A 15,910-nucleotide genomic window follows, 5' to 3' on the forward strand; every position below is an offset into this window, starting at 1 on the left:
TCAGTGTTGAAGCAGTATCTTACAAATAGTATCCTTGTTTTCAGCCTGTTCATTGCAGGCACGGCCTATGCGCAGCGCCCGGTGCGGGTACGCAATGCCTCGCCTTCGCCACGAACAGTATTTGCCGTGCAGAAACTGTTTGCTGCATTGCAGGCAAACGGTTACCGCAACGCGGAAACTCACCCTGTTGCCGGCATGCCGGCAACAACCATCATCGTCGGCAAAAAAAACGATACGGCGGTAAGCAACGCGGCAGGAGCCTTGGGTCTTACCATCCCCGAACTGCGTAAGGAAGGTTTTTTTATTCACGCCGAAAAAAATACCGTGCTGGTAGCCGGTGCCGACGAGTCGGGCGTGTTGTACGGCTGTCTTGAACTGGCAGAAGCGATCGGGGCGCAGCATCGCATTCCGCTGAACATGCATACCAGCGATGCGCCCGAAATGGTGCTGCGCGGCACCTGCATCGGCCTGCAGAAACCGTATTACCTGCCGGGAAGAACGGTGTATGAATATCCCTATACGCCGGAAACTTTTCCCTGGTTCTACAACAGGCAGCACTGGTTGCAGGTGCTGGACTCGATGCTCGCCAACCGCATGAACTCACTGTACCTGTGGAATGGCCATCCGTTTGCTTCGCTGGTAAAACTAAAGGAATATCCCTATGCGGTGGAAGTGGATGACAGCACCTTCAAACGCAACGAAGACATGTACCGGTTCATTACCGCCGAAGCGGACAAGCGTGGTATCTGGGTCATACAGATGTTCTACAACATCATCGTGTCCAAACCTTTTGCCGAATACCATCATATCAAAACTCAGGACAGGGAACGTCCCATCATTCCGCTGATCGCAGACTATACACGCAAATCAATTGCCGCGTTTGTTGAGAAATACCCCAACACAGGCCTGATGGTCTGCCTGGGCGAAGCCATGGAGGGCGTTGGCAAAGACGATATCGAATGGTTCACCAAAACCATTATCCCCGGCGTACAGGACGGACTTAAAGCGCTTGGCAAAAAAGAAGAGCCGCCGATCGTTTTACGTGCCCACGATACTGATGCTCCTGCTGTAATGAAAGCCGCATTGCCGCTGTACAGCAACTTATATACCGAGGCCAAATTCAACGGCGAGGCGCTGACTACACCCCGTCCGCGCGGCGCCTGGGCAGCATTGCACCAAACACTCAGTCGCCTGGGCAGCGTACAGATAGAGAATGTGCACATACTCGCCAACCTGGAACCTTTCCGCTACGGATCGCCGGATTTTATCCGCCAGTCCGTAACGGGTATGCACGAGGTAATGGGCGGCAACGGGCTGCATCTGTACCCGCAGGCATCGTACTGGGACTGGCCCTATACGGCAGACAGTGTGAAAGGCAAACGCCTGTGGCAGATTGAACGCGACTGGATCTGGTACGGCGCCTGGAGCCGCTATGCCTGGAAGGCAAAACGCGACAGTCTCGGGGAAAATGCCTACTGGAGCAAGAAACTGGCGGCAAGGTTCGGATGCAGCGAACGCGAAGGAAAAAACATACTCGCGGCCTATGAACAGTCTGGTGAGATAGCGCCGAAACTGCTCAGGCGCTTTGGCATCACAGACGGCAACCGGCAAACCCTTACACTGGGTATGCTGATGACCCAACTGATCAACCCTTACCGGTACGGTCTGTTCACCCTGCTGTACGAGAGCGAAAGTCCCGAAGGGGAAATGCTTACCGACTATGCCGAAAAAGAATGGAAGAAACAACCGCATAACGGCGAAACGCCAGCGCGGGTGATCCATGAAGTGAAACAACATGCCGACAAAGCAGTGGCGGCGATAGAACGCGCGGCGACAGGGATAACCGCCGGCAAAGCGGAATTTGGAAGATTGAAAAACGATATGTACTGTTACCGTGCGCTGGCCTATCATTATGCTTTCAAGGCCGAAGCGGCGTTGCATGTGCTGCGGTATAAATATTCAGCCGATGTGAAAGACCTGGAAGCAGCGATGCCCCTGCTGGAACAAAGTGTGCGCGAATACCGGTTGCTTGCCCGTCTTACAAAAGACAGCTACCGTTACGCCAACAGCATGCAGACGCAGCAGCGGAAGATACCCATTCGCGGATCCAACGGAACGTTCAAGCACTGGACTGAAGTGCTGGTGCCGATGGAAGAGGAACTGCGGCATTTCAGGCATAAGATCGATTCGCTCAAAAACGATCGCAGCGATGAAACTGCGCGAAAGGTGCGGTTCAGGGAAGCGGCCATTAGCCTCGGAAAAACAACTGCTGAATGGTATACGCTCGACAGTGCTGCGCCATGCACGCTGGACAGGGATTACCATATCCGCAATCTTGTCCCTGAGCTGAAAGGACTGCAGGCATTGCGGTTGTCGTTCAGGGAACAGTTACAATCGGGTACAGAACTCAGGTTTTCTGCCAGGGAGCCGGTGAAAATACTGGTGGGTTATTTCAACCCGAAAAGAGCGGCATTTGCAAAAGATACCGTGTACCTTAAACCGCCCGAACTCGAAACCAATGCCGGCGCCAACAATTACGGGCAGGCCGAAGTGAAGATTGCTAACGCCTTGGTGATACCGGGACTGCCACCGGTGAACGTTCACAGCTACAGTTTTCCGGCAGGCGACCAGGTGCTGAAACTGCCGAAGGGATTCTGTATCGTACTGGGCGTTGTTGCAGAAAGCCAGCCGATCGTTCCTTATGATGCAGGTTTAACGGAGAGCGGTATCAAACGCGAGATCGACTGGTTATTTGAATAACAAGATGAAGAAACCTCAGATAATATACCTGTTGCTGCTGCTCATGCAGTTGCTGTACAGCCGGCTGCCCGCACAGGAACTGAAACTATGGTACCAGCGTCCCGCAGCAACCTGGACCGAGGCATTGCCCATAGGCAACGGCCGTATAGGCGCTATGTTATTCGGCGGCGTGCAGGAGGATCGCATACAGTTCAACGAAGAAACACTGTGGACAGGCGCGCCACGTTCTCATAGCAGACCTGGCGCCTGGAAATACCTCGATACCATCCGCCATTTGTTGTTCGCGGGCGACCAGCGCTCCGCGGAGGCATTGGCGGAGAAAAATTTTATGGGCCTAAAAAGCAGTGAAGGGAAAAAAGAAGCCTGGACCCGGGACATGCTGTCGCTGAAAGGCCTGCACGGAGACCCATCCGCCGCGCATTTTGACGACGGGCAGTGGAAAACCATGCAGGTGCCTGCCTACGATGGCTGGGAGAGTGTGGGTTTTGAAGGTCTCGACGGCGCGGTTTGGCTGCGGACCTATTTTGAACTGCCGGCATCATGGCTGGGTAAAGACCTGGTGCTCGACCTGAACCGCATCCGCGATTACGACCGCAGTTATGTGAACGGCAAACCGGTGGGGGAACAGGAAAACAACGAAGCAAGAAAATACCGCATACCCGCAGGCCAACTGCATGCCGGTCGCAACAGCATTGCCATACAGGTACTGAACTATTCCGATAAAGGAGGTATTACCGGGTATAAAGACACAACAAGGCATATCGGTGTTTATCCCTTTGGCAGCGAACAGGAAAAGCTATCACTCAACGGTGCGTGGAAATACCTGGTGCAGGATGATGAATCTCCGCCTACAGCCGTTTACCAGGCCAGCTACCAGCCTTTTGGCGACCTGCTGCTGCGTTTTCAGCACACAGGTGCCGTTACCCGTTACAGGCGTGAACTGGATCTGCATACGGCGATTGCCAGCACGGCCTACACGGCAGACGGTGTAGATTTCACGCGCAGCTACCTGGTGAGCCAGCCCAGCCAGACGCTCGCCGTTAACCTGTCGGCCTCCCGCAAAAACAGCATCAGCTTCGAAGCGGAGCTGAACAGTCCGCATAAAAACTTCCGTGTCACAAAAACCGGCGACAATACCATCGCACTTTCAGTGCAGGTGAGGAATGGCGCGCTGCGGGGCGAAAGCTACCTGCTTATCCGGCTCAGGGGCGGCAGTCTTTCTGTGGCCGGTAACAGGCTGGTCGTGCGCGGGGCCGATGAGGCAACACTGTATTTGACGGCTGCAACCAACTACCAGAATTTCCAGTCTGTAAAAGCCGATCCTGCCGCAGCCTGCAGGCAGGCGTTGCAAAACCTGTCAGGAAAAACATACGAAAGCATCAGGGCCGCGCATATTGCCGAGTACAGAAAATATTTCAACACGTTTTCACTTGATCTCGGAAAAAGCGGCTATGAGCAGCTGCCCACCGACCAGCGTCTTGCGCAGTTTGCGGGCACCGGCGATCCCTCTTTTGTTGCCTTGTACCTGCAGTACGGGCGATACCTGCTGATCGCTTCTTCAAGACCCGGAACCCGTCCTGCCAACCTGCAGGGTATCTGGAATGAATTGCTTACGCCGCCCTGGGGCAGCAAGTATACCACCAATATCAACCTCGAGATGAATTACTGGCCCGCAGAGCCGCTCAATCTTTCACCCATGCACGAGCCGCTGTTTCAGATGATCGGAGAACTTGCGGCCACCGGAAAACAGACAGCCCTCGATCATTACAACGCCCCGGGATGGGTGCTGCACCATAACACCGATCTCTGGAGGGGAACGGCGCCGATCAATGCGGCCAACCACGGTATATGGGTTACCGGCGGAGCATGGCTCTGTCAGCACCTGTGGGAACATTACCTGTATACCCAGGACCGGCAATTTCTGCGGAACAAAGCGTACCCGCTGATGCGTGACTGTGCGCGGTTCTTTAACGCATTCCTGGTAAAAGATCCGGCAACGGGATGGCTGATCAGCACACCTTCTAATTCGCCGGAGCAGGGAGGACTTGTGGCAGGCCCTGCGATGGACCACCAGATCATACGCGCGCTGTTTGGAAATGTGATTGCCGCGGGCAGCATACTCAACAGTGATGCGGTTTTTCGCGATACGCTGCAGAAAAATCTGGCGCAGCTGGCACCCGACCAGGTGGGCCGCTACGGCCAGTTGCAGGAATGGCTGCGCGATGTGGACGACACCACCAACAAGCACCGGCATATATCGCATCTCTGGGCCGTGTACCCAGGTAAGGAAATCAACTGGGACGAGACACCGCAACTCATGAACGCCGCCCGCCGGTCTTTACGCTACCGCGGCGATGCCGCCACCGGTTGGAGTCTTGGCTGGAAGATCAACTGCTGGGCGCGTTTTAAAGACGGCGATCACGCCTTCCGCATGATACAGATGCTTATAAGCCCCGCCAAAGGAGGCGCCGGCAGTTACCCCAACCTGTTTGATGCACACCCGCCGTTCCAGATCGACGGCAATTTTGGCGGCGCCGCAGGTATCGGCGAACTGCTTGTGCAGAGCCATACAAAATACATTGACCTGCTGCCCGCGCTGCCGGAGGCGCTGCCCTATGGTAAACTGAAAGGTATCTGCGCGCGCGGCGGATTCGTGATCGATATGGATTGGGATAAGAACAAGCTGCAGAAGATAACCGTTACCTCACTGGCAGGACAGCCGCTATTGCTGCGCTACCGCGATAAAGTGACAGAGATCGCTACCGTAAAAAACGGTCGCTACCAATTCAACGCATTGCTTGAACCGGTAAAACAAATAACTGCTGACAATTAGCAGCATACCATTATGAAAAAATACGGCAGTTATATCGCAATCCTTTGCCTGTTTACCCAGGTAGCCGCGCAGGAAGGATTGTCTGTTGACAACCTCCGCTGCGAATACCGTAAAAACCCGGTAGGGGTAGAGCTGAGCGCACCGGCGCTGAGTTGGGAGTTGCTGTCTTCTATGCGCAATACCCGCCAGGCTGCTTACCGAATACAAGTGGCGGAAGATTCCCTGTCATTGACAAAGGGAGAGGCCGGCAGCTGGGATACACAAAAACAAACAGGCAATACCTCGCTGCAGGTAGGGTACGGCGGAAAAAAACTGGTGCCCGCAAAAAAATATTTCTGGAGAGTGATGGTATGGGACAACAGGGGCCGCCATTCTGCCTGGAGCAAACCGGCTGCCTGGCAGATGGGATTGCCGCAGCGCAGCGACTGGCGCCATGCGCAATGGATCGCATACGACATCATTGCCGATACAGCCATCATTGCGCCGCATATACACCTCAACGGTAAAAAATCGTGGGGGGGCAGACGTAACACACTTCCGATGTTCCGTAAAACCTTTGCAGTGGAGAAAAGACTGAAAAGAGCCACGGCATTTATCTGCGGACTCGGGCATTTTGAACTGTATGTGAATGGCCGTAAAACAGGTGATCATTTTCTTGACCCCGGCTGGACCAATTACGCCAAACATGCGCAGTATGTTGGGTTTGATATCACCGACCAGGTAAAAAAAGGCAGTAACGCCATCGGCGTAATGCTGGGCAATGGGTTTTATTATATTCCCGGCCAGCGGTACAGGAAAATGACGGGCGCTTACGGGCTTCCCAAAATGATACTGCGCACGGTCATTGAATACGAAGACGGTTCTGCGGAAGACATCGTATCGGATCAAAGCTGGCAAACAGCGCCTTCACCCATTATTTTTTCCAGTATCTACGGAGGAGAGGATTACGACGCCACGCTTGAGCAGCAAGGATGGAATACGGCAGCCTTCTCTGCGCAAGCGTGGAAACCCGCTGTCGTTACCAGTGGCCCGCCGGTGCTGGAAGCGCAGATGGCCGAACCGGTGAAACTGCTGCAACATTTTTTGCCGGTACAGCAAAAATCACTGGACAGCCACACTTCGGTATACGATCTTGGGCAGAATTTTTCCGGTATTCCGCGCATTACGGTCAGCGGCCGCCGCGGAGACACGGTGCGCATACGCCCGGCAGAACTGCTTACCGCCGATGGCAGGGCCAACCAGAAAGCCACGGGGTCCCCGTCTTATTATACCTATGTGTTAAAAGGCGACGGCGCAGAGCAATGGCAGCCGCGTTTCAGTTATTACGGTTTCCGTTACCTGCAGGCAGAATGCATTGCAGCAGACAGCAACGGACAATTACCAAAACTGCTTGCGCTGGAAGGATGGCATATGCGTAACGCCGCAGATTCGGTTAGTTCGTTTTCCTGTTCCAGTGAACTGTTTAACAGAACGCATTCACTGATCAACTGGGCCATCAAAAGCAATATGGTAAGCGTGTTCACTGATTGTCCGCACCGCGAAAAACTGGGCTGGCTCGAGGAAACGCATCTTATGGGCGCTTCGGTGCAGTACAATTACGATATCGCCGCACTTTGCCGGAAAGTGATCCGGGATATGATGCAGGCACAATACCCCAACGGGAAGATCCCCGAAATAGCGCCGGAGTTTACCGTGTTCACACCACCCTTTGACGAATCACCCGAATGGGGCAGCGCGGCGATTATTCTGCCCTGGTATTACTACCAATGGTACGGCGATCGCCGCATACTGGCCGAAGCCTACGATATGATGAAGCGCTACCTCGGTTACCTGCAGGGCAGATCAAGTGAGCATATTGTTTCGCATGGACTGGGCGACTGGTTCGATATCGGTCCCAAACCCTCGGGATTTTCACAAATGACCAGGATGGGGATCACTGCCACCGCCATGTATTATTATGATATCACCATCCTCGCAAAAGTGGCGGGGCTGCTTCGCAAGGATGCCGACGCTGCGGCGTACAACCGGCTGGCAGGCGAGGTACGACAGGCATTCAACAAAACATTTTTCGACCCGGTAAAACAACAATACGATTCTGCGAGCCAGACGGCCAATGCCATGGCGCTTTTTATGGAACTGGCAGAACCGCAGCAAAGAGACCAGGCGGTGAAAGCCCTGGTACGGGATATCCGCAGCCGCAACAACGCGCTCACCGCCGGTGATGTGGGGTATCGCTATGTATTGAAAGCGCTGGAAGCAGCAGGAAAGAACGATGTGGTTTTTGATATGAACAGCCGGTACGATGTGCCCGGCTATGGCTTCCAGTTGCAGCACGGCGCCACCGCGCTCACCGAAAGCTGGCAGGCATATGAATCCGTATCCAATAACCATTTTATGCTTGGGCACCTGATGGAGTGGCTGTATGCAGCCGTTGCAGGCATACGGCAGGCGCCGCAATCTGCGGGCTGGAAACAAATAGAGATACGACCCGAAGCAGTGGGCGATCTGCAGTTTGCCACGGCAACATTTCATTCGCCTTACGGGTTGATCGGAAGCGCATGGAAAAAAACGGCAGACGGCTTTGCGCTGCAGGTTACCATACCTGCCAATACCACCGCAGCGGTATACCTGCCGGCAAATAAAAATTCGGTGATAAAGGAAGGCGCTGTCAGCAGGCGTTTTCGCTATACCAACGGCAGGGCCCTGGTAACAATAGGATCGGGGACCTATCATTTTACAGTAAACAACTAACGGCATGAAAGCATGGATATGTGAACAGCCTGGTGTATTCAGGTACGACGTAAAGGAAATACCCATGGCGCAAAAGGGAAACGCCCTTCTCAGGATCAGGCGCATCGGTATCTGCGGTACAGACCTGCATGCATTTGAAGGCACACAGCCTTTTTTTTCTTACCCGAGAATACTCGGCCACGAACTGGCAGCCGAGATAGCGGCGATTGACGGCGGCGGAACATTTGCGGTTGGCGACAGGGTTACCTTCATCCCGTATTTTCATTGCGGTCATTGCATTGCCTGCCGCAACGGGCTTACCAATTGCTGTACCGATATCAAAGTATTCGGTGTGCATATCGACGGGGGTATGCAGGAATTTGTTTCGGTGCCGGTGCAGTATCTGGTGCAGGGCGGTGACATGGCATTTGATGAACTGGCGCTTGTGGAGCCGCTGGCCATCGGCGCACATGGTATCCGCAGGGCCGGCGTAAAAGCAGGCGAACTGGTGGCGGTGATAGGCGCCGGGCCCATCGGTCTGGGCGTAATGGAGTTTGCACGCATCTCGGGCGCACAGGTGATCGCCATCGATGTAAACGAGAGACGGCTGCAGTTCTGCAGGGAGCGGTTGCAGGTGGTGCATACCATCAATCCATCGGCAACCGATACGCTCGAAGCCTTGCAGACAATCACCGGCGGCGATATGCCCGCAGTGGTGATCGATGCCACGGGCAACCTGAATGCCATCAACCAGGGCTTTCGCTACCTGGCGCATGGCGGGCGGTATGTGCTGGTGGGACTGCAGAAAGCGGAGATAGCGTTCAGTCACCCCGAATTCCATAAACGCGAGGCAACCCTGATGAGCAGCCGCAATGCAACACGCGAGGATTTCGATCATGTGCTGGCCTGTATGCGTAACAGGCAGATCGATCCGGCCACTTATATTACGCACTGTGTGCAGTTCAGCGAGATCGGCAGCCGGTTTGAAAGCTGGCTGAACCCCGCCTCGGGTGTGATCAAGGCCATGGCACTGATCGATTAATTTTTCGATGATATGATGACACGATATAGTTGGTACCTGTTTTTTCTGCTGCTGTCACTTGGCGCCGGCGCGCAACCCCGTACCGTGCTTGGGTTTAACAGCGACTGGAAATTTCAACTGGGTGATGACAGCGCGATGGCCGGCCCCGGTTACAACGATACCCGCTGGCGCAGGCTTGTATTGCCGCACGACTGGAGTATTGAATCGGATTTCAGCAAGGCATACCCCGCAACAAACCAGGGCGGTGCGCTGCCCGGCGGTATCGGCTGGTACCGAAAAAGTTTTGTTCTTCCGCAGTCGGCAAACGGCAGGCAGGTATCGATCGAGTTCGACGGCGTTTATCGCAACAGCGAAGTGTGGATCAACGGCATCCTTCTGGGCAAACGCCCCAATGGCTATCTCTCTTTCGCCTACGATCTGACGCCCTACCTCAAACCGGCGCCCGGGGAAAACACCCTTGCGGTGAGGGTGGACAACAGTGCGCAGCCCAATTCAAGATGGTACAGCGGCTCGGGCATTTACCGCAGCGTACAGCTGGTGATCACGGGTAAAACATTTGTGGAAAGAGGCGGCAGTTATATCACCACACCCGCGGTTAGCGCGCAGCAGGCAACGGTACATATTGAAACAACCATCAAAACCATTGATACAGGAAAACAACAGGTATCGGTCGTTCATTCAATATACGATCCCGCAGGACGGTTGGTAAAAAGAGGCAGGAACATACCGGTGACGGCAGCAGGTCTTACGGCTACCGAACAACTGTTGCTGCACCAGCCACTGCGCTGGCATACAGACCGGCCGGCGCTGTACCGTCTCAAAACACAGGTATTTCGCAGTGCGAAGCTGGTGGATGAAACGCTAACCAGTTTTGGTATACGCAGCTTTCGTTTCGATCCCGCAAAGGGTTTTTTCCTGAACGGTCAGCCGCAGAAGATAAAGGGGGTGTGTATGCACCACGATCTGGGCATACTTGGCGCAGCATTCAATGAGGCGGCGGCGCAGCGGCAGCTAAGGCTGCTGAAAGCCATGGGTTGCAACGCTATCCGCACGGCGCATAACCCACCCGCTTCCGAATGGCTTGACCTCTGTGACCGTATGGGTTTTCTGGTAATGGACGAAGCGTTTGATATGTGGCAGAAACGAAAAAATAAATTCGACTACCACCTCGATTTTAAAGAATGGGCTACGCGGGATATTGCCGAAATGGTGCTGCGCGACCGTAACCATCCTTCCGTATTCTCCTGGAGCATTGGCAACGAAATACGCGAACAGTTCGACAGCTCGGGCATTGCCCTTGCCAGAGATCTTGCTGCTGCCGTAAAGCGGCTCGATACGACAAGACCTGTTGTATCGGCGCTCACCGAAACCGATCCGGGGAAGAATTTTATCTACCGCTCCGGCGCGCTGGATCTGCTGGGGTTTAATTACAAGCTCTACGATTATGCCACGCTGCCCGGCAAATTCCCAGGGCAGAACATCATCGCCGCCGAAACTGTATCGGCGCTTGCCACGCGCGGCGTATACGATCAGCCTTCAGACAGTATGCGTGTATGGCCGCCGGATGCCAAACCTTTTACCGCAGGCAAGGCCGATATGACCGTTTCTGCCTACGACCACGTATATGCCTACTGGGGCGCCACGCACGAGCAGTCGCTGATCGCCGCCAACCGCTATCCTTTTATCAGCGGCAGTTTTGTCTGGAGCGGCTTCGATTTCCTGGGCGAACCGGTTCCCTATGCGTGGCCCGCGCGAAGTGCGTACTACGGCATAATCGACCTGGCAGGTTTTCCCAAAGATGTCTATTACCTGTACCAGAGTCAATGGACACGTACACCCGTACTGCATATTTTTCCGCACTGGAACTGGCAGCCCGGACAGATGGTAGATGTATGGGCCTATTACAACCAGGCAGACGAAGTGGAATTATTCCTAAACGGCAGATCGCTGGGCAAACAGCATACTACGCCTGGGAAGCTGCATGTTATGTGGCGGGTGCCTTTTGAACCCGGCACATTGAAAGCGGTATCGAGGAAAGCAGGGAAGACCGTGCTGGTAAAAGAAATCAGCACCGCGGGCCGCCCGGCACGCATTGAGCTGGCAGCGGATAAAATCTACAAACCGCGCGATGGCAACAACCTGGTATATATCACCGCACGCATTACAGACAGCAGCGGCAATACGGTGCCCGGCGCAGACAATACCATCCGCTTTTCGGTGACAGGCGATGCCAGGATTGCCGGCAGCGACAACGGCTACCAGGCCGATAGCAGCTCCCTGCAGAAACCGGTGCGAAAAGCCTGGAAAGGACTGGTGCTGGCATTGGTGCGCATTACCGGAAAAAAGGGAAATAGTACATTAACGGCAACCAGCCCCGGATTGCCGATCGCTTACATAACCCTGAAAGCAAATAGGTGACAGCAGATTTACGCAATCGTTCCCGGAGCAAAGGGTTTTTGCAAATAGTAAAATAGTACATCTTTATAATCAAACCTTACATTGTTGCCCCTATAGTGCCTGTGTATCTTTAGCGTGATCATCGATATTCCTATGGGAACAGATGAATCATCTCCGATCAAAACGCAATTCGATGAAAAGGTTATTGCTTGCCGGCCTCCGTCCGAATACTGTTGGTTATGCCCGAGGGGTTGCCTTCCGCCTGGCGGGGATACTTTTTTATTTTATCGCCGCACAACCCGCTGCAAATTGCCAGTCGCCCGGCGACAGGCAGGCCGAATTCCGTAAAGTACTGACGGAGCGCTCATCCAAAATCATACAGACACTTTCCATCCCGGATTCTGCCAGCTACAAAGCGGTACTGGCCGCAGTGGTGGAGCAGTATGTGCAGTTGAACCATATTCACGACGGCTATAAAGCGATCGCCGATTCGGTGAAAAAAAATGCCGGCGCAGCCGAAGACAGGGATGCCGCGCTGAAACAGGCGGCATCCGAAAAAACGGCAAGACTGCAGCAGCTGCATGCAGCGTTCCTGGCGCAGTTAAAAACGAAACTTTCAGACGAACAGATAGAAAAGATCAAAGACGGGATGACCTACCGCGTACTGCCTGTTACCTGGAGCGCCTATATGGATATGCTGCCGGCGCTTACCGAAGAACAGAAGAAAAAAATGTACGGATGGCTCACCGAAGCAAGGGAGATAGCGATGGATGAAGGGTCTTCCGAAAAAAAACACGAAGTGTTCGGAAAATACAAAGGACGCATTAATAATTACCTGTCGGCCGCCGGCTATGATATGAAAAAGGAAGGGGAAGAATGGCAGAAGCGGATCAGGGAAAGGGAAGCGGCCAAAAAAGGCCAGTCCGGCAATGCGCCGCTATAACTGTTTTTTAAACTACACACATATGAACCGAAATCGACTTGCTGCCAAATGGGGTGTACTGTTGCTGCTTTTGTGCGCCCATTTTCTCTCCGTTGCCCAGGAGAGAACCGTCACCGGTAAAGTGACGGATCAACAAACGGGTAAACCCATGGAAGGGGTCAATATCCGCATCAAAAACACAAAGAACGCCACCATTACCAACGACAAAGGCGAGTTCTCCGTTAAAGTGCCCTCAAGTGAATCGGTGATCTCCGTTACCTACGTAGGTTATATGGTTTATGAGACCAAAGTAGGCAACGGTGCCTCGCTGCGTATTGAAATGACCAATGCAGACAAGCCGCTGGAAGATGTGATCATCGTAGGATACGGCACCCAGAAAAGAAGTCACCTCACAGGCTCCGTAGGAACAGTGGATATGAAATCGATACAGGATGTGCCCGTTGGTAACTTATCGGAAGCGCTTAAAGGACAGATCGTAGGCGTAGGTGTATCGGGCGGATTCTCCCGTCCCGGCGAACCCGCCAGCATCACGATCCGTAACCCGATCTATTTTTCCAAAGACGGCGGTTCCAAAGAGCCCCTGTATGTGATCGACGATATCATCCGCACAAAACTGGATTTTGACCTGCTGGATGCCACCGAAGTGGAGAACATCACCGTATTGAAAGATGCGGCGGCGGCCATTTACGGTATCCTCGGTTCCAACGGTGTGATCATGATCAAAACCCGCCGTGGTAAAGTGGGGGCATCCACCATCAATTACAACGCGTCATACGGCGTTTCCGACGCACCGGTTATGCCCAAGATGATGAACGGATACCAGCAGGCGGTATACCTTAATAACTACAACGCTGGTTCCAAGAACTGGGATACCACGGCTACGGCTGCCCTGGCCGCTTATTATACCCAGGATGAACTGGACTATTTCAAAACACATAACTATAACTGGCTGCAGCAGGCATGGCATGCATCGCATGAAATGCGCCAGACCCTCAATATCTCCGGCGGTTCTGACAAAGCCACCTATTTTGCCGGCTTCACCTACAACGAGCAGAACAGCAATTTTGACGGTCTTGGTTACAAACGGTATTCTTTCCGCGCAAGCAGCGATATCAAACTGACAACGGGTCTGAAACTTGGTCTTGCGCTGAGCGGCAACCTTTCCGATAAAAAGAACACCTTCAATAAACAGGGTAACGAAAGCCTCGATAACGACTGGCGTACGCTGGTAGGTGAGTCGCAGTTCAACCCACCGTTTGTGAACGGCCTGCCCATCCTGATACCGGGCGCGGGCACCAGTTCCAATATCAATACCTACCATTATTTTGCCGTGCATAACCTGGACAACTATACCAGCTCTTATAATACCGGTCTTAATTTCCAGGGACAGCTGTCTTACGAAGTTCCGTTTATCAAGGGACTGAGAGCCGCTGTGAATTACAACAAGAACATCGCCAATTCATGGGGCAAGCAATACGGTACCAAGTACGATGTGTACCAGTTTAACACCCTTGGCAACCACGGGCATATCCTCGATACTTCGGTGGTGAGATCGTATACCTGGAGCAATGGCGACCGGGTAAGGCTTAACCCCACCATGGCCCGTAACTACCAGGTGAATGCAACCATTAACTACGACCGCAGTTTCGGCCAGCACCAGATTGCCGTCTTGCTCGGATACGAGCAGAGCGAATCGTTTGCAGACGGTGTGGCCGGACAGGTAGACGGTGTGGTGGCCGGCGGTCTGGATAACCAGAATTTTGCAACCGGTAACCAGGCCTCCAATGAAACCATTTCCGAGGGAGGACGTCTTGCCTACATAGGCAGGCTGAATTACAACTACGCCAACAAATACCTGGTGGAAGTACAGTTCAGGGCCGATGCAAGCATCAATTTTGCACCCGAGAACAGGTGGGGTTATTTCCCTTCCGTATCCGGAGGATGGGTGCTGTCTGAAGAAAGTTTTTTCAAAAGACTGTTTCCAAAAGTGAACTACTTCAAGATCCGCGGATCGGTGGGCTGGCTTGGACTGGACGCCACCAAACCTTACCAGTGGCTGAGAAGCTATACGATACAGACCGGTAAAGCCGCTGTGTTTGGCAGCAATACCGACAGGGGACTGGCCGTAGTAAGCAATGTTGACCTGGCCAACCGTGCCGTGCACTGGGATAACGTTGATAAATACAATGCCGGTATCGACGCGCGTTTCCTGAACGGAAGACTGGGTGTTTCCATAGACGGATTCATCGACAGGCGTTCGAATATGTTATCCAACCTCACTTCCGCGCCTTCCATACTGATAGGTACGGCCATACCTTCAGAGAATTTCGGCAGGGCCAATACATTCGGTTACGAGATTTCGGCAAACTGGAAAGACAGGATCAGCCGCGACTGGAGCTATAACGTCACAGCCAACTTCAGCTGGAACGATAATAAGGTACTGGTAACCGATGTGGCCAAAGGCAATATCGGCACCTACCTGGATCCTACCGGCAGATCAAGCGATCTGGGCTTCCTTGGCTACCGCAGCCTCGGTATCTTCAGAACCCAGGCCGATGTGGATGCATTTTTATCCAAGAACCCGGGCTATACCATCTTTGGCCAGGCACCTAAACCCGGTATGCTTTATTTCCAGGATATCCGCGGACCGCAGGATCCGGCTACCGGCTTATACGGCGCGCCAGATGGTATTATTACCACGGTTGACCAAGACTACCTGAAACCGAAAGCGGAGAACCATTATGGCCTCGGCATCAACTGGGGACTGGCTTACAAATCGCTTTCGCTGAACGTGGTGATGGGAATGAGCTGGGGTGGCATCGGTTCGGTTGAGGGGCCGGCAAGGAAAGTGGGTAATGCCTATTCCAACAGACCTGCATTCTGGTCTGATCACTGGACGCCTACCAATACAGGTGCAGCATACCCATCGCCGTTTTACACAGGCACCTATGATGTGGCCACCGATTTCTGGTGGAGAAGTTCCTTCTCATTCAGGGTAACCACGCTGAACCTGGCCTATACGCTTCCGCAGCAGGTGCTGAGGAAACTGGGCATGAACAGCGGAAGGTTGTACCTGACAGCGATCAATCCGTTCAACTTCTTTAACCCCTACGATTACAAAGACAACGCCAACGGATCATACGATGTGTTCCCGCAGTTAAGGTCTGTAAGCATGGGATTAAACGTGAACTTCTAATTCTAAAGT

General features: G+C 53.5%; 7 protein-coding genes. All 7 read left to right on the forward strand.

The features are described from left to right. The first annotated feature begins 6 nt into the window (after positions 1-6). The 7 genes from GWC94_RS16035 to GWC94_RS16065 all read left to right on the forward strand — a co-directional run bounded on the left by GWC94_RS16035 (position 7) and on the right by GWC94_RS16065 (position 15,901). A complete protein-coding gene (locus GWC94_RS16035) occupies positions 7-2,760 on the forward strand; it encodes an alpha-d-galacturonidase (RefSeq protein WP_202628851.1) in 2,754 nt (917 codons plus the stop codon). A gap of 4 nt (positions 2,761-2,764) precedes the next feature. Further along, on the forward strand, positions 2,765-5,593 hold the full coding sequence (locus GWC94_RS16040) for a glycoside hydrolase family 95 protein (protein WP_161836313.1): 2,829 nt from the start codon (positions 2,765-2,767) through the stop codon (positions 5,591-5,593). A gap of 12 nt (positions 5,594-5,605) precedes the next feature. After that, positions 5,606-8,344, forward strand: coding sequence for a family 78 glycoside hydrolase catalytic domain (locus GWC94_RS16045; protein WP_161836315.1), 2,739 nt, complete (start codon positions 5,606-5,608; stop codon positions 8,342-8,344). 4 nt (positions 8,345-8,348) lie between these two features. After that, positions 8,349-9,365, forward strand: coding sequence for a zinc-binding alcohol dehydrogenase family protein (locus GWC94_RS16050; RefSeq protein ID WP_161836317.1), 1,017 nt, complete (start codon positions 8,349-8,351; stop codon positions 9,363-9,365). 12 nt (positions 9,366-9,377) lie between these two features. Next, positions 9,378-11,783 (forward strand): glycoside hydrolase family 2 TIM barrel-domain containing protein, encoded by a 2,406-nt coding sequence (locus GWC94_RS16055; RefSeq protein WP_235918595.1) that lies wholly within the window; start codon positions 9,378-9,380, stop codon positions 11,781-11,783. Positions 11,784-11,955: 172 nt separating this feature from the next. After that, positions 11,956-12,705, forward strand: a complete 750-nt coding sequence (locus GWC94_RS16060) for a DUF3826 domain-containing protein (RefSeq protein ID WP_161836319.1) — start codon at positions 11,956-11,958, stop codon at positions 12,703-12,705. A 22-nt stretch (positions 12,706-12,727) separates the two neighbouring features. Continuing rightward, a complete protein-coding gene (locus tag GWC94_RS16065) occupies positions 12,728-15,901 on the forward strand; it encodes a SusC/RagA family TonB-linked outer membrane protein (protein WP_161836321.1) in 3,174 nt (1,057 codons plus the stop codon). Positions 15,902-15,910 lie beyond the last annotated feature (9 nt).

The organism is Sediminibacterium soli (assembly GCF_009939225.1).
GTDB lineage: Bacteria > Bacteroidota > Bacteroidia > Chitinophagales > Chitinophagaceae > Sediminibacterium > Sediminibacterium soli.